The following is an 18,442-nucleotide window of genomic DNA, read 5'->3' as shown; positions in this document are numbered from 1 at the left end:
CGCAGATGATTGCGCCACGGGTAAACAGAAGAAGGGATTAACCAGTAACCCACTGTTTTAACTCTCTACCATCCCTGTAGCGTATCGGGTCAAATGATAACGAGTGTCATTATGCAAGTCGAGCAGAACGCTGGCATTTTGCGATCTGGTAGCACATATCGCTGCATAACCGCGTTAAACTCAGGGCATAAAAAAACCGCGCACCAGGCAAGGCCGGTACGCGGTTTTTTAACAAAGGTAATTAGACCTGGCCGTTAGCACTTTCGCCGGCCGCACCCATTTTCTTCAGATCTTTATCAATGAAGAACAGGGCATTACCGCTGTTACCCACCAGCGCCAGTTTATCCAACACGGATTTGAACAGCTTCTCTTCTTCGTGCTGCTCGGCAACGTACCACTGCAGGAAGTTGAAGGTCGAGTAATCGTGGGCGGTCATTGCCGCATGCGCCAGTTCGTTGATCTGACGGGTAATCAGTTGCTCATGTTCGTAAGTCTGTTGGAACACATCCGCCAGGGAGGCAAACTCAACCGGCGGTGCAGCGATGCTGCCCAGCAGCGGCAAGGAACCGGTATCGCTCAGGTATTCGAACAGGCGTTGCATGTGCTGCATCTCTTCCTGAGAATGCTCCTTAAGGAATGAGGCGGCCCCTTCAAAGCCTTTATCGCTACACCATGCGCTCATTTGCAGGTACAGGTTGGCAGAGTAAAACTCCAGGTTCAGTTGCTCATTCAGCTTTTTGGTCATTTCAGGCGTCAGCATAATCATTCCTTTATTTTGCAGGTTTCAACTTAATTTTTCCGCATTATGCCTTGATGAAAACAAAATAAACACACCTGATTTACATCATTGATGATTTAATTTTTAAAACATTAACTATCAATGGGTTATAAAAAACACAAATTATTCATTTAAATAATTATGATAACTATTTTCATCTATATATTTAATCAAAAAGCGAATCATTCTTATTTATGATAATAAATAGATTGCATTGCCGTCAGTGTAATAAATAACCCTTCATACCACCCGTCATTCTTTGTACTTAACTCCCCTTCTGCGCTTCAGGCTTGCCAAGCGCCGCCGGGTGCATTACCTTCTGCGCTGATCCAATGCGGTAACTGTAAGGAGAATACGGTGGGTTACAATCTGGCAGAGCTTTCCAAAGAAGAGATGGACAAAGTGAACGTTGATCTCGCGGCTTCCGGCGTGGCATTCAAAGAACGCTACAATATGCCGGTGATCCCGGAAATGGTTGAGCGTGAACAGCCGGCGCACCTGCGTGATTATTTCCGCGAACGCGTAGCGCATTACCGCGTCGAATCACACAAGTTTTCACGCCTGCCGTACGAGCCGAAGTCCAAATAGTAAAAAGCCCGCCGAGATGGCGGGCTTCATGTCACTTGGCGGCAAACCTGTCGGTGGCCAGCATCAGCTGATGCAGGATACCCGGTTCGTCAAACGAGTGTCCGGCCCCCTCGACGATATGCAGTTCCGCCTCCGGCCAGGCCTTGGCCAGATCCCAGGCGTTTTGCACCTGGCAAGCCATATCGTAGCGACCATGGATAATCACCGCCGGAATATGGCGGATCAGCGGGACATTGCGCAGCAGCTGATCGTCGCTCTCCAGGAAGCCCAGATGAGTGAAATAGTGGTTTTCTATGCGGGCGAACGCCAACGCAAAGTCATCTTCACCAAAAGATGCCGACTCGCTGCTTGGCAGCAAGGTCACCGTCTCCCCTTCCCACACGCTCCACAGCTTCGCTGCCTCAAGCTGCACCTGCAGATCCGGTGAGGTCAGGCGCTGGCGATAAGACGCAATCACATCCTTACGCTCTTCCTCTGACAGAATCGACAACACGCGCTCCCATTTCTCCGGGAAGAAGCGCGAAGCACCGTCCTGATAGTACCAATGCAGTTCCTGCTTACGCAGTGTGAAGATACCGCGCAGCACCATTTCGCTAACGCGCTGCGGGTGGATCTGTGCGTAGGCCAAGGCTAGCGTCGAGCCCCAGGAGCCGCCAAACACCAACCACTGATCGACACCGGCCATTTCGCGCAGCCGTTCAATGTCCTGCACCAGATGCCAGGTGGTGTTGTTGTCCAGACTGGCGTGCGGTTTGGAACGGCCGCAGCCACGCTGATCGAACAGCAACACCTTATAACGCTGCGGATCGAACAGTTGGCGATGATAAGGGGAAATGCCACCGCCCGGCCCGCCGTGAATAAAGACTGCCGGCTTACCCTGTGGGTTGCCGCTCAGCTCCCAGTAGATCCGGTGGCCATCTCCAGTGTCCAGCCAACCGCTGTCGTATGCTGCTAACGGCGGGTATAAACCTCTTAATTGTTCCATGGCGCTTCCGTCTCTGAGTGGGTCATACCCTCATAAAAGCCGAAGCCACTCATTTGGTCAACGGTAAAACCTGAAAACTCCTACCCTCCCCAACAAGTTAGGGTGCGTTTGCTTAAAATGAATACGAACTGACGGCAAAATACCGGCTGGCCACGCGTAGCCAGCCGCGAACTTAGCCCCGTTTACGCAGATGTGGCTCACGCATTTCCTGAGCGGTTTTGGCTTCAATGCTTAGCTCCGCCGTCGGCCGCAGCAACAGGCGCGCCAGCCCGATAGGCTCGCCGCTTTCACGACAATAGCCGTATTCGCCGTTATGTAATCGCGTCAGCGCCGCACTGATTTTCGGCAGCAGGCGGCTTTCACGATCCAACTGGCGGAAAAGCAATCGCAAGTCTTCCTCGCGGGCGGCTTTGTCCGCTTCGTCGCCGGACACCTCGCCGCCGTCGATATCTCTCTTCAGCGCTTCAATGTGCTGCAACAGTTTTTGTTGCTCGTCCTGCAAGCGCTGGCGGAAAAACGCCCGCTGCGCCGGGTTCATGTAATCAGACTCCGGCATGGCCAGGAGCTGCTGTTGGTTTAGTAAGGTCACAACGTTCATAGCGCTCTCCGGTTATCATTTAATTGTTATATTATAACATATCATAATAATTAAACAGCCATGCATAAGAAAACAAAATTGCACCTATAAACAATCGATTAACAAAACTACTCGCTTTCCTGCTTGCATCCGACAGGCGTAAGGGGGTTAATGGCTGAGCAACCCACCCAACCATAGGTAACTGAGAGGCCATCATGAGTAAGGGAATGGATAGCAAAAAAAATGCGAAGAAGAAGCCGTTGAAAACCCCTGCAGAAAAACGTGCAGGCAAGCGCGCTAAGAAAGGCCAAACGACCGGCGAGTAAGCGAACTTCTAACCGTAATTAAACCCGCCAAGGCGGGTTTTTTGTTGCCTGAAATAACGCTCCACCTTTCAGCGGTTGGCAGGAGCCAGGCTGCCGGTTAAGCTAAACCTGTGCAGCCACTCTGAGGAAATCATGAATTTACGCGTAATAGACACTGAAACCTGCGGACTGGAAGGCGGCGTGGTAGAGGTGGCCTCTGTTGATCTGATCGACGGACAGATCGCCAACCCAATGAGCGATTTAATCAGCCCCGACCGCCCAATTGGCATTGAGGCTATGGCCATTCACCATATCACCGAGCAGATGGTCGAAGGGAAACCGCGCATCGCGGTAGCGATTGGTCGCTATCAGGGCAGTCCCTACTATGTCGCGCACAATGCGGCATTCGATCGCGGCGTGTTACCAGAGATGCACGGCGCCTGGATCTGTACCATGAAACTGGCGCGCAATCTGTACCCGGACATCAAATACGGCAACCAATATCTGCGCTATGCGCTGAATCTCGATGTTCAATTGCCGCAGGACACCACGCTTTACCCACATCGGGCGTTATACGACTGCTACGTCACCGCCGCGCTATTGCAACGCATCATCAAGGATTCAGGTTGGACGCCAGAACAGATGGCGCAAATTACTGACCAGCCAGTACTGCTGAAGAAGTTTAAGTTCGGTAAGTATCGTGGACAGGAAATTGATCGCGTCGCGCAGGAAGATCCCGGCTATTTACGCTGGATGCTGAAATCTATCGAAGACCTCAGTCCGGACATGAAGCACACGCTGAAATACTATCTGATTGGTTGAAAAAAGCGGGCAGCGCCAGCCGCCCGCCTGAAGGTTACTCCGCCAGCGCCAGAATAAAGGCGTACTCCAGCGCGATATCTTCATAAGCTTTGAAACGCCCGGACTTGCCGCCGTGGCCGGAATCCATATCGGTATACAGCAACAGCTGGCGATCGTCGGTCTTCAGCTCACGCAGTTTGGCCACCCACTTGGCCGGCTCCCAATACTGTACCTGAGAGTCATGCAAACCGGTGGTGACCAGCATATGCGGGTAATCCTGCGCCTTAACCTGATCGTACGGGCTGTATTGCAAAATGTAGTCGTAGTAGGCCTGCTCGTTCGGGTTGCCCCATTCGTCGTACTCGCCGGTCGTCAGCGGGATGGACTCGTCGAGCATGGTGGTGACCACATCAACAAAAGGCACCTGCGCCACAATGCCGTTGAACAACCTGGGTGCCTGGTTAATCACCGCGCCCATCAAGAGGCCACCGGCGCTGCCACCCATGGCAAATACCCGTTTGGCGTCACCGTAACCCTGGGCGATCAACGCCTCGGTCACGTCGATGAAATCGTTGAAGGTGTTTTGCTTTTTGAACAGTTTGCCGTCTTCATACCACAGTTGCCCCAGCTCACCGCCGCCGCGAATGTGCGCCAGCACAAACACAAAACCGCGATCCAACAGGCTTAAGCGGCTGGCGCTGAAGGCCGGATCCATGCTGCTGCCGTAAGAGCCGTAGCCATACACCATCAGCGGGTTGGTGCCGCGCGTAAATTTATCGTGGCGGTAGACCAGCGAAACCGGGACTTCAACGCCATCACGCGCCTTCACCCATACCCGCTCGCTGCGGTAATTTTCCGGAGTGAAGTTTTTCACTTCCTGCTGTTTGAGCATCACGCGCTCACCGCTGTCGAGATTAAGCTCATACAGCGTGGTCGGCGTGGTCATCGAAGAATAGCCATAGCGCAGCAGCTCGGTTTCCGGTTCCGGGTTGTACGCCAGCCAGGTGGTGTAGGTGGGGTCGTCGAAGGCAATGCGCTTCACTTCGCCGCTCTGCCAGTGGATCTGTCGCAGTTGGGTCAGACCTTCGCTGCGCTCCTCCACCACCAGCCAGTCACGGAACAGGCTAAAGCCCTCCAGCATCACTTCGATGCGCGGAGCGATCAGCGTCTGCCACTGCGCTTCATCCGCCTGATCACTTTGATACAGGCCGAAGTTCTTGCCGTCCTTGTTGGAACGGATATAGAAATGCTGGTGATAGTGATCGATACCGTATTCATGATCCTTACGACGCGGCACAAACATCTGCGGCTTGCTGTCGGCGCGATCGGCGTCCAGCAGCAGGATTTCCGAGGTGGTGGTGCTGCTCAGATGGATCAGAATAAAACGATCGGAGGTGGTCTTTTCCAACCCGACGTAGAAGGTGTCATCCTTTTCTTCGTAGATCAGCTCATCGAGCTGCGGATCGGTGCCCACCACGTGGCGATAGACCTGATAAGGCAGCAACGTTTTGGCGTGTTTGCGTACGTAATACACGGTGGCCGAGTCGTTGGCCCATTCAAAGCTGCCGGAGGTGTTTTCCAGCACTTCGTCGGTCCAGCTATCGTCGCTGAGGTTTTTGAAACGAATGTCGTACTGGCGACGAGAGAGAAAATCTTCCGCAACCGCCAGTTTTTGGTTATCGGGACTGACTTCCAGCCCGCCGAGGGTATAAAACTCACGCTGCTCGGCACGTTGATTGCCGTCGATCAGGATATCCCAATGCTCGCTCTCGGCCTGCGGTTGGCGGACGTAAATCGCGTATTCATTGCCCGGTTCAAAGCGGGTCTGATAGCGGTAGCCGTGCCGGACGTAAGGCACCGAATGTTCCTGCTGAGGAATACGCGCCACCATCTCTTCATACAGAGTTTCGCGCAGCGCCTGTTGCGGTTTCAATACCGCGTCGGTAAAGGCGTTTTCCGCCTGCAGATAGTCCAGCACCTGCGGGTCTGCGCGCTCGTCGTCGCGCAGCCAATAATAGTCATCTACCCGCGTGTCGCCGTGGGTAGTAATGGGATAAGGACGTTTTTCTGCCTTAGGGGGTGTCATCATTGCTAAATCATCCGCTTACCTTGATTAAGGCAAGAGTGACACGATTCCCCCCGGCTTGCCAAGCGGCGCTATGCCAGCTCGCGCTTTTTCTCGTTGACGTCGTTTTCGATGCCCTGCTTAACGTCCGCCGGGATCTTCAACGACTGCGCCAGCGCGTCAAGATAACCACGCTCCATAAAGTGATCGACGTCGATCACCATGCAGCTCAGGTAATAAACTTCCAACGCTTCGTCTTCATTCTTCACGCTCTGGGCGATCAGATCCGGGTTCAGCGGTTGATCTATGGCCTCTTGCACCCATTTTTGCGCTTCCTCACCCACCTGCAGCTGTTCCAGGCTGTGATCGATAGCGCGTTTTTCTTCCGCATCGATATGACCATCGCTCTTGGCGGCGAACACCAGCGCCTGCACCAGCCGTTTGGCGCGCAAATCTACCGGCGTGGTTTGCAGACCGAACTGCGGTTCATCCTGATGGGTTTCTTTCACGCGCTGCTTGTACTTATTCCACAACACCGCGCCCACCGCCGCGCTGCCGCCAATAATCAACGCGTTCTTGCCGAATTTGCCTACCAATTTGCGTGATGACTTGTTCGCCAGCAAGACACCCACCAGGCCACCTAATGCGGTCGGGGCCAGCAGTTTGCCGATGCCTTCCGACCCGCCGATTGAACCGGCCTTTTGCCCAATCATGGATTGGATCTGCTGCATCCAGTTATTTTTCATACTTAACCCTTTGCCTAAGGAAACGAGGCGCGCAGGCACAAATTGGCCAAACCGCCGGTGAACCGTCAGATTAGGGGATTATTTGTCAATTTACGTATGGGGGATGAAAACCTGTGTAGCGGGGAAAGTGGCCGGCTCCGCCGTTAGGCGTAAACCGGCCGGCAAGGCATTAAGGCTGTTCACCTTCTTCGCCCGGCTGTTCTTCGTCTTGTTCGTACTCCGCCAGTTCGTCACGCATCGCCTGAATTGACTCGCGAGCCAGTAGCGACAACGTACGGTAAAAACCGGTGGTGGCATGAGCTTCCATTTTGCCGAGGAAACGGCCGCACCAGGGCAGCAGATAGTCGTCAAACAAGGTGATCTGCGCCTGCGTTTCGTCTTCCTGCGCCTGATCTTCCAGCCATGAGGCGGCCAGCAGCAGTGAACCGAAGTGATCGGCCGGCGCTTCGCTTAATGGCATGCCCCGTTGTTGCAGGAAAGTACGCACTTCCGCTTCCGTCGCCCCTTCAACATAGGCAGAACGGAATGGTGACACGCTGCACTCGCTGCCGACAAACATCGCGTTGAAATCACTGGACAGCTGGTTGACATCACAACCCTGCTGCAGCCGAACCAACAGTTCGTCCTGCTCCAGCGGCCAGTGTTGCTTCAGTTTGCCTTCTTTGATCAACGTAAACAGCGGCACCAGCAACGGATCTTGCGGCTGACGATAAAACAGCGTGCCCAGCACGCGGCAAACAACAGAAAACTCATTCATGGTAATGCCTTATACAATACGGAAAAATTTGCCGGGACGATGTCACAAATCGGCCAGTTCCGCAATCGCCGGCTTGCCGCGCCGTTCGAGAAAGTCCAGCAGGCGCCGTGGGCTAACGTTAAGGATGCGTTCCTGCGGGAACTCCACTTCGGCAATAATGCGCTCGCAGTGTTCAAAGCCGCCGAGCGAGAAGGCAATGTGGGAATCCGAGCCCAGCGCCAGCCAGCCGCCGGCATCACGCACCGCAGCAGCAATCGCACGGCAGTTGTCTTCACTGCCCTTGCGCGAGTGGGTGAACGACGAGTTGTTCAGCTCCAGCGCCACTTCATACCTGGCCGCCGCAGCGGCAACCGCGGCAATATCAATCGGGTATCTTGGGTTACCTGGGTGGCTGATAATGTGCACGTCCCCCTGCGCCATCGCAGCAATCATCGCTTCGGTATTGGCCGCCTTGTCCTGTGGCGCAAACACCGGCTCGTGAAAACCGGCAATAATCACGTCGATTTTATCCAGCATCGGACCGGTACAGTCGATATCGCCCTGCCGATTTTTAATGTTGGCCTCGATGCCGCGCAGGATGCCCACCCCGTCCACCAGGCGCGGCCACACGTGCATGTTCATAAAGTGCCAATAATGCGGCGCATCTGCCATGTCCGGGCCATGGTCGGTGATGGCGAAAAGTTTGATGCCCTTTTGCCGGGCTTCGACGATGTAATCATGCAGCGTGCTGTAGGCGTGGGTGCTGGCGACGGTGTGCATATGTAAATCAACGGGGTACATTGCTTCTCCTTCTGAGCGGCCTGCCAGAATGCGGCGGCAGGCGCGGTTTGTTATTTATCGAGTTTAGCAGGTGCATCACCGGAAGGTCAGTAACCGAGCAGCACATCTACCACTCCGGCCGGTGTTTGTCCGGCCTCAAGCGCGAGAATGTTCGCCGCTATCTGATCCATCGCCGCTTGCGGCAAGGTGATGGCAGCAATATGCGGGGTAATGGTGACACGCGGATGACGCCAGAACGGATGCGCCTGCGGCAGCGGCTCGGTGACGAACACATCCAGCGTGGCGGCGGCAAGTTGGCCTTGCTCCAGCGCCTGCAACAGATCGTCCTCAACCAGATGCGCACCCCGTGCCAGGTTGATCAGATAAGCCCCCGGCGCCAAATGCGCGAACAGTTGCTGATTGAGGATCCCGGCGGTTTCCGGCGTATTGGGCAGCAGATTGATCAGCAATTGCACACCATCGAGAAACGCGGCGCGCTGCTCGGCTCCGGCAAAGCTCTGCACGCCGTCGATTTGTTTGGGGCTACGGCTCCAGCAACGCACGTTAAAACCAAACGCCGTCAGCTTCTGCGCCACGCTTTTGCCCAACACCCCGGCACCGAGAATGCCAATAGTGAAGTTATCCTGCTGATGGGGATCGAGCGGCCGCCACTCTTGCTGCTGTTGCAACAGTTGGTATTCATCAAAACGGCGGAAATAGCGCAGGACGTAGCTCAGGGCATATTCCTGCATCTGTTGCGCCATGCCGGTATCTTCAAGGCGCAGCAACGGCACACCTGCCGGCAGGGTACCGGGGTAAGCACGTTCTTGCTCCAGGATGGCATCGACGCCGGCACCGAGGGCAAACACGCCTTTCAACCGACCACGGTTAGCCAACATCTCATGGGGTGGCCGCCACACCAACGCGTAATCTGCCGGACGATCATCGCCCGGTTGCCAGGCACGAACCTGCGCTTGCGGCAGGCGCTGTGACAGGCCTGCCAGCCATTCCTCGGCATTAAAGAAAGGGTGGTAAAAAATGATGTTCATCTTCGCGACTCCGTCTGTTTTTATCTATTTCCATCCAGACTTCCGCGATTCGTCGGCAGATGCAAGCGTTAAAGCCCAAAACGAAAACAGCCCCGACCAGTGGGGCTATTTTCATACGGCGGGCTCTCAGGCTGCGACCGGGGTGTCGTGCCTGATTAGGCGGCGCAGCAGCGGGATCAAAATCAGCATCACCACGCCGACACCTGCGGCTCCCCAGCCCAGTACGCTAAACACTTCGCTGTAACCGGGGTTGGTTAACACCGGGGTACTGCCGCTGTTTTCCGGCATCAGGCCCGAGACGTAGCCCGCCAATACCGAAGCGACGCCGGTGACCATCATCCAGCAGCCCATCATCACCCCCTGATAGCGCGGGGGAGCCAGTTTGCCGATCATCGCGTAGCCGATCGGGGAAATCATCAGTTCACCAATGCTCTGCAGCACATAACTGATGGCAATCCATTTAAACGCCACCAGCCCGTCACCACCGGCCAGGCTGATACCCAACGGCAATACCAGCATCCCCAGCCCGATACAAAACAACGAACCGGAAAACTGCATGGGAATGTCGATTTTGCAGCCACGGGCGCGCAGGCGATTGAACCACCAGGCCATCAGCGGCCCACCGACCACGATCACCAACGTATTGATGTTCTGGATCCATTGCGGTGCCACCTGAATGCCGTAGACATTCAAATTGATGTTGTGCTCGGAGAACAGCATCAGCCCCATTGGCGCCAACTGATACAGCGACCAAAACACCAGCGACCCCAATGCCAGGATCAGATAAGCGGTCATCCGGCGACGCTCGTCACGCGGATGATGACGTAACGTGACCACGCACAGCATCAGGAAAATCAGCACGCCGAGGCCAATGACGAAGTGACCGCTGAACTCGGCGTGGGTCAGCATCACGCGGATAATAGGCACCAACACCACCAATACCGCTAACCCGACCAGCATGCGCCAGCGATATTCTCCACGGCTGGCGTCGTGCAATGGTGTGTTGAGATCGGCCAGAATACGCCAACGGCTGACGGCGACGATGATTGCCGCCGCATTGCCCAGCGTGGCGAACAGGAACAGCGCGCGGTAGTTTTCGGTCAGTTGGAAATAGCCGGCGACGGTAAAACCGACAAAGAACCCCAGGTTCATCCCGGCATAGTTCCACAAGAAGGCTGATTCACGCCGATCGTCGTCCGGCTTAAAACGCTGGGTCAACATCATATTAATGCAGGTGACGTTCAGCCCACTGCCGGTCAGGAACATCGCCAGGCCCCAGTAAAGTCCCCAGACACCCGCCACGGCGATCAACGCGCAGCCAATCACCTGCAGCACCATACCCAGTACGAACAGGTTGCGGTTGCTGAGGAAGCGCCCACCCAGATAGCCGCCGAACATATGCAAGCCGTAGTTGAACGCCCCGAATACGCCCATCATGGCATTAGCGTTCGTTTCGCTGAAGCCCAAACGCTTGGTGGCGTACAGTACCAACGTGGAGTACAGCACGGCAAAACCCAGCGTGGCGAAGATTTGGATAAAGAACAGTGCCCCGGCCCCCGGGGGGATGGCATGGCGTTGTGGCGCCGTCGGTGTGGAATCTGACGAAGTCAAAGTGAACCTCTGCTGCATTATTATTTGATAGATCAATCCCTGTCTGCTTATCGCCGGGTCGTTGCCCGGCAACCTGCGCGGCGGTGTGATAATCCTTGCCAAAACCCCGCGCCAGCACCTTTCCATTTAGCGACACATATGACTAATAATCCAGTATTAATGCATATAACAGCACTGCAGACTTCACTGTTGCTGATATATTGAGCTAACGCATACTGAAGCGTTCAAATATTAGCCTGCTATATAATTTTACGCTATGTCTCCCCCCTCAATTGATGCGACATGCTGGCCGATCGCTCGGGAAATCAGCAAATTGCTGCAAGTTTAGCTAAACGGTCATGGTTATGTCACAAGAGGGTTGACGCTGGGATCAGATTCTCCTACATTAGCGCCCGTCGACAGCGCAATGCGTTAGCGATGAAGTAAAACGGTGAGGTGTCTGAGTGGCTGAAGGAGCACGCCTGGAAAGTGTGTATACGCGTAAGTGTATCGAGGGTTCGAACCCCTCTCTCACCGCCATATTCCACGAGAAAGCCTGAACGCAAGTTCAGGATTTTTTGTTGTCTGCGAGACAGGGAATTCTGCTGCCGTCCCCCGCCCCTGCCGTTCGCCGCAGTTTTCAGCAAAGCGAACACGGCTTAAGCGGACGCACCGAAACGCCGAAATTCTGCTTGACCGGATCGCCCTCTCTCCCTATAGTAGCGCCCCGTTGCACCAGTGAGTACGCAACGGAAAAATACGGTGAGGTGTCTGAGTGGCTGAAGGAGCACGCCTGGAAAGTGTGTATACGCGTAAGTGTATCGAGGGTTCGAACCCCTCCCTCACCGCCATATTTTACGAGAAAGCCTGAACGCAAGTTCAGGCTTTTTTGTTGTCGGCAATCCGCCTCAATGCGTGTGGCCAGCCGCCATGGATGGCTGCATCACACCACGGCGCCAGTCGCCCGGGGTTTGACCATAGTGGCGTTTAAAACTGCGATTGAAGGACTGCTGCGAGTCAAAGCCGAGTGAGATCGCCACGCTGACGATCGGTTCGCCGCTGTTGGCCAGGCGCTCCGCCGAGACCCTCAGCTTCTGCATGCGAATATACTCTCCCAGCGCGTAACCGGTCTGCCGTTTGAACATTCGCTGCAGGTGCCACTTGGAATACCCCGCCCGGCCCGCGACGGTGTTGATATCCAGCTTCTCTTCCAGATTGTTATCAATCCACTCAATCAAATCAGTAATAAAACCCGTGCTGTTCATGCTGACGCTCCCATGACTTGGCAGGTAGATCCGCTGCCCGATGCCATTACGTTGCAGCAGTTTCGCATTAAATGCAATTTTTATTATTGCATTTAACAGAGAGGCACTTCTATAATCCAGCCAATTAATGTAACCGATATTGATACATTAATGTGACAACAATGTGTTTCAAAACCTAACCGTTGCGCCGATGACCGGTGCAACCGCTCTGCCGCCGGTCACAGGCCAGGGAAGTTACCCGGATAACAGGGCCGGGTGTATCGCCAGATCGTGCTTACTACTGGAAAGAAAAATAATGCCAAGCCAGCCAAACTCATTGTTCCATTCACGCCGTCGCCAAAGCGGCATCGGTATCAGCACTCGCCTCTCTGCCGTCGCGTTGCTGGTCGCTCTGCTGGCCGGGTGTGACAACAGCGTCGCTCACAATGCGGCGCCCCCGCCACCGGCCGTCAGCACCACCGACGTGGTGATAAAACCCATCAGCCAATGGGATGCTTTTAACGGTCGCATCGAGGCGGTGCAAAGCGTCCAACTACGGCCTCGGGTTTCCGGCTATATCGATAAAGTGAATTACACCGAAGGCGATGAAGTGAAAAAAGGTCAGGTGCTGTTCACCATCGACGATCGTACCTACCGCGCCGCTCGTGAGCAGGCACAGGCCGAATTGGTTCGGGCACGCAATCAGGCAGCGCTGGCCCGCAGCGAATCCGGCCGTACCGAGAAACTGATCGGCAGCCAGGCGATATCGACCGAGGTGTGGGAACAACGCCGCTCCTCCGCCGCGCAGGCACAAAGCAACGTATTGGCGGCTCAGGCTCAATTCGACCTGGCGCAACTGAACCTCGACTTTACCCGAGTGATTGCGCCGATTGACGGGCGCGCCAGCCGCGCGATGATCACCGCCGGCAACCTGGTGACCACCGGCGACAGTGCCAGCGTACTCACCACGCTGGTGTCGCTCGACAAGGTTTACGTCTATTTCGACGTCGATGAGGCCACTTTTCTGCGTTACCAAAACGATGGGCGACGCACGGCAAAACTGCCGGTGAAAGTCGGACTGGTCGGCGAAGACGGCTATCCGCATCAGGGCATCGTTGATTTTACCGACAACCAGCTGAATGCCGGTACCGGCACTATTCGCATGCGCGCCCTGCTGGAAAACGCTGAGCGCCGTTTCACTCCAGGGTTATTCGCCCGGGTGCAGATGCCCGGTAGCGCCGAGTTCAATGCCATGCTGATCAACGATAAATCGGTAATGACCGATCAGGATCGCAAGTTTGTTTATATCGTCGATAAGGACGGCAAGGCGCAACGACGCGATATCGAAGTGGGCCGGGTGGCCGGTGGGCTACGTATTGTACAGAAGGGGCTGTCTGCCGGTGACCGGGTGATCGTCGACGGCATGCAAAAAGTGTTTATGCCGGGTATGCCGGTCGCTGCCAAAAACGTGGCGATCAACGCCGACGCTTCCGCGCTTAACTAAGCCCCAGTAAAGGATCCTGATCCATGGACTTTTCCCGTTTTTTCATCGACCGGCCGATATTTGCCGCGGTACTGTCGATTCTGATTTTTGTCGGCGGTGTTATTGCCATCCCGCTGCTGCCGATCAGCGAATATCCGGACGTGGTGCCGCCCAGCGTGCAGGTACGTGCCCAATACCCCGGCGCTAACCCGAAAGAGATCGCCGAAACGGTGGCAACACCGCTGGAAGAGGCGATCAACGGCGTCGAAAACATGATGTACATGAAGTCGGTGGCCGGTTCTGACGGCGTGCTGGTCACCACCGTCACCTTCCGCCCAGGAACAGACCCCGATCAGGCACAGGTGCAGGTACAAAACCGCGTGGCGCAGGCCGAAGCACGCCTGCCTGAGGATGTGCGGCGGCAAGGGGTGACGACCCAGAAGCAATCCCCGGCTCTGACGCTGGTGGTCCATCTGGTCTCCCCTTCCGGTAAATACGATTCGCTCTACCTGCGCAACTACGCCACTTTGAAGGTCAAGGATGAGCTGGCTCGCCTGCCCGGTATCGGCCAGGTACAGATTTTCGGTGCCGGTGAGTACGCCATGCGTATTTGGCTCGATCCGAATAAGGTTGCCTCACGTGGGCTGACCGCCTCTGATGTGGTCTCTGCCATGCAGGAGCAGAACGTACAGGTTTCTGCCGGACAACTGGGCGCAGAACCGATGCCAACCCGCAGCGATTATCTGCTGTCGATCAACGCGCAGGGCCGTCTGCAGACCGAGGAAGAGTTCGGCAATATTATCCTCAAGAGCGGCGACAACGGCGAAGTCGTTCGCCTGCGCGATGTCGCACGCATTGAAATGGGCTCCGGCAGCTACGCGCTGCGTGCCCAGCTCAATAACAAAGACGCGGTGGGGATTGGTATCTTCCAGGCTCCGGGGGCCAATGCTATCGAGCTGTCCAACGCGGTGCGGGCCAAAATGGCCGAGCTGTCGACCCGCTTTCCGGACGGCATGAGCTGGCAAGCCCCGTACGACCCGACGGTATTCGTGCGCGATTCGATCAGCTCGGTGGTGGATACCCTGCTCGAAGCGGTGCTGCTGGTGGTTCTGGTGGTGATCCTGTTTCTGCAAACCTGGCGTGCGTCGATCATCCCGCTGCTGGCGGTCCCCATCTCCATCGTCGGTACCTTTGCGGCGCTCTATTTGTTGGGCTTTTCGCTCAACACCCTGAGCCTGTTCGGATTAGTGCTGGCCATAGGTATCGTGGTCGATGATGCCATTGTGGTGGTGGAGAACGTCGAGCGTAATATCGAGGAAGGTCTGTCACCGCTGGCGGCGGCGCACCAGGCAATGCGTGAAGTGTCCGGCCCGATTATCGCCATCGCCGTCGTGCTGTGCGCAGTGTTCGTGCCGATGGCGTTTCTGTCCGGCGTCACCGGCCAGTTTTATAAGCAGTTCGCCGTGACGATCGCCATTTCGACCGTGATCTCGGCTATCAACTCGCTGACCCTGTCACCGGCGTTAGCGGCGCTGCTGCTGAAGCCGCATGGCGCACCGAAAGACATGCCATCACGCCTGATTGATCGCTTGTTTGGTTGGCTGTTCCGTCCGTTTAACCGCTTCTTTGCCAGCAGCTCACAACGTTATCAACGTGGGGTTTCCCGGGCGCTGGGCAAACGCGGCGCGGTATTTGTGGTGTATGTGCTGCTGCTGTGCGCCGCCGGGGTGATGTTTAAAACCGTGCCCGGTGGCTTCATTCCGACTCAGGACAAGCTTTATTTGATTGGCGGCGTGAAAATGCCGGAGGGCGCGTCGCTGGAACGTACCGACGCGGTGATCCGCAAGATGAGCGCCATCGGCCTGAGCGTCGACGGGGTGACGGATGCGGTTTCCTTCCCCGGGCTGAATGCATTGCAGTTTACCAATACGCCCAACACCGGCACCGTGTTCTTTGCGCTGGAGTCATTAAGCACCCGCACCCGTAGTGCGGCGCAAATTAATGCCGAGATTAACGCCAAAATCTCGCAGATCCAGGAAGGGTTTGCGTTCTCGATTATGCCGCCACCGATCCTCGGTATCGGCCAGGGTTCCGGTTACTCCCTGTATATTCAGGACCGTGCCGGTCTGGGCTATGGCGCGCTGCAAACCGCAATCAACACCATGTCGGGCGCTATCATGCAAACTCCGGGTATGGGCTTCCCGATCTCGTCTTATCAGGCCAACGTACCGCAGCTGGACGCGAAAATTGACCGCGACAAGGCCAAGGCGCAAGGGGTACCGCTCAACGCGCTGTTCAGCACCTTGCAGACCTATCTCGGTTCGTCTTATATCAATGACTTCAACCGCTATGGCCGCACCTGGAAGGTGATGGCGCAGGCCGACGGTCAATTCCGCGACAGCGTGGAGGACATCGCCAACCTGCGCACCCGTAACGATAAGGGGGAAATGGTGCCGATTGGCAGCATGGTCAGCATCAGCACCACCTACGGCCCGGATCCGGTGATCCGTTACAACGGTTTCCCGGCGGCAGATCTGATTGGGGATGCCGATCCGCGTGTGCTGTCATCGTCGCAGGCCATGAGTGAACTGACGGTCATGGCCAACAAGCTGTTGCCGAACGGCATGAACATTCAGTGGACCGATCTGAGCTATCAGCAGTCCACCCAGGGCAATGCGGCGATTATTGTTTTCCCGGTGGCGGTGCTGCTGGCCTTCCTGGCGCTGGCAGCCTTGTACGAAAGCTGGACGCTGCCATTGGCGGTGATCCTGATCGTGCCGATGACCATGCTGTCGGCACTGTTCGGGGTCTGGCTGACCGGCGGTGACAACAACGTGTTCGTGCAGGTGGGGCTGGTGGTATTGATGGGCCTGGCCTGTAAGAACGCCATTTTGATCGTCGAGTTCGCCCGTGAACTGGAGCTACAGGGCAAAAGCATTATGGAAGCGGCACTGGAAGCCTGTCGTCTGCGACTGCGGCCGATTGTAATGACCTCCATCGCCTTTATCGCCGGGACTATTCCGTTGATCCTCGGGCACGGTGCCGGTGCCGAAGTGCGCGGCGTCACCGGCATCACGGTATTTTCCGGCATGCTGGGCGTCACACTGTTTGGGCTGTTCCTGACCCCGGTGTTCTACGTCACCCTGCGCCGTATGGTGACACGCAAAACGCGGCAACCAGTGGCGGAATAATTCGCCCACTATAGCCACAAAAAAGCCCGGTTTTTTTTAAACCGGGCTTTTCTTTGTCTTATGCTTTATAGCGCATCTACCGCAGACTATTTTTCTGCTGTCTCTTCGTCTTTCACGTCTTGCATTGCATATGCCGCGCAGGCACGTTTATCGCCCCGCTCCAGCTCGGCCAGGGAATCCGCCACCGTGTAGCCCGCCAGCACGTTCAGCGATGCCTCTTCCGCTTCGTTCACCACCGACTTGAAATACCAGCAGGCGTTGGCACTGACCAGACAACGCGCCGGCCCTTCCGGCCGGGCGGCCCAAATGCGTTTATCTTCGATAACGGAAAGGTAGATATCCCGCAGGGTGATCTGCTCCGCCGGGCGGCCCAGGTGAATCGAGCCGTTACGGCCCAGGGTCGAAACGATGATGCCATTTTTGGTCAAGGGCACCATCAGCTTGCGGATAAAACTGGGGTTGGCTTCCAGACCGGCGGCAAGCACCGCGCTGGTCGAACGCACGCCCAGCTTCTCAGCCACGGCCACGCTAAGTACCATTTGCATTGCAGTCGGAAAGCGAAAATCTAACATGTTTTTATCTCTGTCTCCGGGAGACCAAATGCCTGGACTGGGCCGGTGCGAGATGACGCCATCACACCCACTCAACTGCACAATAATATAACAAACACTGTTGCACTATTGAAGGTATGCCCGGATAAATCGCACGGATACATTAGGTCGGAAATCACGTCAGAACTGGCCTGGGGATAAAACGGTGGGGATTATGAATACAGAAACCCGCGTCAATATTAATGCCGCTCGCTTAACTGCGTTAAACGATCAGAACTAACACTGTCCGCGGGTTTAATTCTTGTCTGTTGATTAGGCTTTATTCAGCACCAGTTGACCGCTTTTATCCAGCGGGATCTGGGTGCCGGGATCGTGATCCATGCGGATCTTGCCCTGCTGAGTGCCAATCTTGTAGGTCACGTCGTAACCCAGCATTTTCTGTGATTTGTCGTAGACCGTTCTGCAACGCTGCTGCGTGCTGGTGGTGCTGTCGTTATTCTGCATCGCACCCTGCACCTGGTTACCGGCGTAACCGCCGCCCAAGGCACCCACCACCGTCGCCACATCACGACCGCGACCACCACCGAACTGATGACCAATAACGCCACCGGCTACTGCACCCAGAACCGAACCGGCAATGCGGTTCTCATCCTGCACTGGCGCACGGTGAGTGACGGTTACATTGCGGCATTCCTGACGCGGTGTTTTGATGGTTTCTTTGATCGGCGTTGCGGCAAGAACCTGCGCGTATTGCGGACCCGAAGAAAAAACATCAAGACTGGCCACCGCAGCAATACCCAGAGCGGCTGCAATACCAATACCCACACCGGCTAACATTGACTTGTTCACAGGAAATCCTCCTGAAAGTGTTACCACGCATTTGTACCGGGGATTTTACCGACATTGCACCGCGCTTATTATTTTGCGCATTGGCGGCACGTGGTATTCCGGTTTACGGCGTGCGCGACGCGCC

General features: G+C 55.8%; 16 protein-coding genes and 2 tRNA genes. 6 read left to right on the top strand and 12 right to left on the bottom strand.

Going from position 1 to position 18,442, the window contains the following annotated elements; all coding sequences use genetic code 11:
* Positions 1-241: 241 nt before the first annotated feature.
* Positions 242-760 (bottom strand): non-heme ferritin, encoded by a 519-nt coding sequence (gene ftnA, locus M2406_RS03310; RefSeq protein ID WP_012006366.1) that lies wholly within the window; start codon positions 758-760, stop codon positions 242-244.
* A 375-nt stretch (positions 761-1,135) separates the two neighbouring features.
* Here ftnA and M2406_RS03305 point away from each other — a divergent pair, with 375 nt between their 5' ends.
* Complete coding sequence (locus tag M2406_RS03305; protein WP_012006365.1) at positions 1,136-1,366, top strand: DNA polymerase III subunit theta; 231 nt, start codon at positions 1,136-1,138, stop codon at positions 1,364-1,366.
* A 31-nt stretch (positions 1,367-1,397) separates the two neighbouring features.
* Here the strand turns inward: M2406_RS03305 and pip are convergent, their stop codons facing one another.
* Positions 1,398-2,351 carry a prolyl aminopeptidase gene (gene pip, locus M2406_RS03300; protein ID WP_259188660.1) on the bottom strand — a complete coding sequence of 318 codons (954 nt, stop codon included), beginning with the start codon at positions 2,349-2,351 and terminating at the stop codon, positions 1,398-1,400.
* 172 nt (positions 2,352-2,523) lie between these two features.
* Positions 2,524-2,949 carry an RNA polymerase-binding protein DksA gene (gene dksA, locus M2406_RS03295; protein WP_012006363.1) on the bottom strand — a complete coding sequence of 142 codons (426 nt, stop codon included), beginning with the start codon at positions 2,947-2,949 and terminating at the stop codon, positions 2,524-2,526.
* A gap of 437 nt (positions 2,950-3,386) precedes the next feature.
* On the opposite strand from dksA, the gene exoX reads away from it, so the two are divergent.
* Positions 3,387-4,055, top strand: a complete 669-nt coding sequence (gene exoX / locus M2406_RS03290) for an exodeoxyribonuclease X (protein ID WP_012006362.1) — start codon at positions 3,387-3,389, stop codon at positions 4,053-4,055.
* 34 nt (positions 4,056-4,089) lie between these two features.
* On the opposite strand, the gene M2406_RS03285 is transcribed toward exoX, so the two are convergent.
* The 6 genes from M2406_RS03285 to M2406_RS03260 form a co-directional block, all read right to left on the bottom strand.
* Positions 4,090-6,123, bottom strand: a complete 2,034-nt coding sequence (locus M2406_RS03285; RefSeq protein ID WP_012006361.1) for a S9 family peptidase — start codon at positions 6,121-6,123, stop codon at positions 4,090-4,092.
* Between the two features lie 68 nt (positions 6,124-6,191).
* Entirely contained in the window at positions 6,192-6,845 is a 654-nt protein-coding gene (locus tag M2406_RS03280; RefSeq protein ID WP_012006360.1) for a tellurite resistance TerB family protein, read from the bottom strand.
* A gap of 169 nt (positions 6,846-7,014) precedes the next feature.
* Positions 7,015-7,602, bottom strand: coding sequence for a molecular chaperone (locus M2406_RS03275; protein WP_259188653.1), 588 nt, complete (start codon positions 7,600-7,602; stop codon positions 7,015-7,017).
* 42 nt (positions 7,603-7,644) lie between these two features.
* Entirely contained in the window at positions 7,645-8,382 is a 738-nt protein-coding gene (locus M2406_RS03270) for a phosphatase (RefSeq protein WP_012006358.1), read from the bottom strand.
* A gap of 86 nt (positions 8,383-8,468) precedes the next feature.
* Positions 8,469-9,410, bottom strand: a complete 942-nt coding sequence (gene ghrA / locus M2406_RS03265; protein ID WP_012006357.1) for a glyoxylate/hydroxypyruvate reductase GhrA — start codon at positions 9,408-9,410, stop codon at positions 8,469-8,471.
* 126 nt (positions 9,411-9,536) lie between these two features.
* Positions 9,537-11,039, bottom strand: a complete 1,503-nt coding sequence (locus M2406_RS03260) for a peptide MFS transporter (RefSeq protein WP_115182663.1) — start codon at positions 11,037-11,039, stop codon at positions 9,537-9,539.
* 411 nt (positions 11,040-11,450) lie between these two features.
* On the opposite strand from M2406_RS03260, the gene M2406_RS03255 reads away from it, so the two are divergent.
* Both M2406_RS03255 and M2406_RS03250 read left to right on the top strand, forming a co-directional pair.
* Positions 11,451-11,540 (top strand) — tRNA-Ser (locus tag M2406_RS03255).
* 221 nt (positions 11,541-11,761) lie between these two features.
* Positions 11,762-11,851: transfer RNA gene (locus tag M2406_RS03250), tRNA-Ser, on the top strand.
* 57 nt (positions 11,852-11,908) lie between these two features.
* Here M2406_RS03250 and M2406_RS03245 read toward each other — a convergent pair.
* Positions 11,909-12,265, bottom strand: coding sequence for a helix-turn-helix domain-containing protein (locus M2406_RS03245; RefSeq protein ID WP_012006355.1), 357 nt, complete (start codon positions 12,263-12,265; stop codon positions 11,909-11,911).
* Positions 12,266-12,560: 295 nt separating this feature from the next.
* On the opposite strand from M2406_RS03245, the gene M2406_RS03240 reads away from it, so the two are divergent.
* Together M2406_RS03240 and sdeB are read left to right on the top strand one after the other, a co-directional pair.
* Entirely contained in the window at positions 12,561-13,748 is a 1,188-nt protein-coding gene (locus M2406_RS03240) for an efflux RND transporter periplasmic adaptor subunit (protein ID WP_259188646.1), read from the top strand.
* Positions 13,749-13,771: 23 nt separating this feature from the next.
* Positions 13,772-16,918, top strand: coding sequence for a multidrug efflux RND transporter permease subunit SdeB (sdeB, locus tag M2406_RS03235; protein ID WP_115182665.1), 3,147 nt, complete (start codon positions 13,772-13,774; stop codon positions 16,916-16,918).
* Positions 16,919-17,004: 86 nt separating this feature from the next.
* Here sdeB and M2406_RS03230 read toward each other — a convergent pair whose 3' ends face one another.
* Together M2406_RS03230 and M2406_RS03225 are read right to left on the bottom strand one after the other, a co-directional pair.
* Complete coding sequence (locus M2406_RS03230; RefSeq protein ID WP_012006352.1) at positions 17,005-17,490, bottom strand: Rrf2 family transcriptional regulator; 486 nt, start codon at positions 17,488-17,490, stop codon at positions 17,005-17,007.
* Between the two features lie 291 nt (positions 17,491-17,781).
* Positions 17,782-18,318, bottom strand: coding sequence for a glycine zipper 2TM domain-containing protein (locus M2406_RS03225; protein WP_012006351.1), 537 nt, complete (start codon positions 18,316-18,318; stop codon positions 17,782-17,784).
* Positions 18,319-18,442: the final 124 nt, after the last annotated feature.

Source organism: Serratia sp. BIGb0163, from assembly GCF_024809935.1.
Classification (GTDB): domain Bacteria; phylum Pseudomonadota; class Gammaproteobacteria; order Enterobacterales; family Enterobacteriaceae; genus Serratia; species Serratia quinivorans.
Note: the sequence above shows the minus strand (reverse complement) of the source record. Positions and strands in the feature narration are given on the sequence as shown.

Excerpts from the sequence above, each read along its gene's own strand:
- ftnA (WP_012006366.1), bottom strand. The coding sequence starts at position 760 with ATGCTGACGCCTGAAATGACCAAAAAGCTGAATGAGCAACTGAACCTG.
- pip (WP_259188660.1), bottom strand. The coding sequence starts at position 2,351 with ATGGAACAATTAAGAGGTTTATACCCGCCGTTAGCAGCATACGACAGC.
- dksA (WP_012006363.1), bottom strand. The coding sequence starts at position 2,949 with ATGAACGTTGTGACCTTACTAAACCAACAGCAGCTCCTGGCCATGCCG.
- exoX (WP_012006362.1), top strand. The coding sequence starts at position 3,387 with ATGAATTTACGCGTAATAGACACTGAAACCTGCGGACTGGAAGGCGGC.
- M2406_RS03285 (WP_012006361.1), bottom strand. The coding sequence starts at position 6,123 with ATGATGACACCCCCTAAGGCAGAAAAACGTCCTTATCCCATTACTACC.
- M2406_RS03280 (WP_012006360.1), bottom strand. The coding sequence starts at position 6,845 with ATGAAAAATAACTGGATGCAGCAGATCCAATCCATGATTGGGCAAAAG.
- M2406_RS03275 (WP_259188653.1), bottom strand. The coding sequence starts at position 7,602 with ATGAATGAGTTTTCTGTTGTTTGCCGCGTGCTGGGCACGCTGTTTTAT.
- M2406_RS03270 (WP_012006358.1), bottom strand. The coding sequence starts at position 8,382 with ATGTACCCCGTTGATTTACATATGCACACCGTCGCCAGCACCCACGCC.
- ghrA (WP_012006357.1), bottom strand. The coding sequence starts at position 9,410 with ATGAACATCATTTTTTACCACCCTTTCTTTAATGCCGAGGAATGGCTG.
- M2406_RS03260 (WP_115182663.1), bottom strand. The coding sequence starts at position 11,039 with ATGCAGCAGAGGTTCACTTTGACTTCGTCAGATTCCACACCGACGGCG.
- M2406_RS03245 (WP_012006355.1), bottom strand. The coding sequence starts at position 12,265 with ATGAACAGCACGGGTTTTATTACTGATTTGATTGAGTGGATTGATAAC.
- M2406_RS03240 (WP_259188646.1), top strand. The coding sequence starts at position 12,561 with ATGCCAAGCCAGCCAAACTCATTGTTCCATTCACGCCGTCGCCAAAGC.
- sdeB (WP_115182665.1), top strand. The coding sequence starts at position 13,772 with ATGGACTTTTCCCGTTTTTTCATCGACCGGCCGATATTTGCCGCGGTA.
- M2406_RS03230 (WP_012006352.1), bottom strand. The coding sequence starts at position 17,490 with ATGTTAGATTTTCGCTTTCCGACTGCAATGCAAATGGTACTTAGCGTG.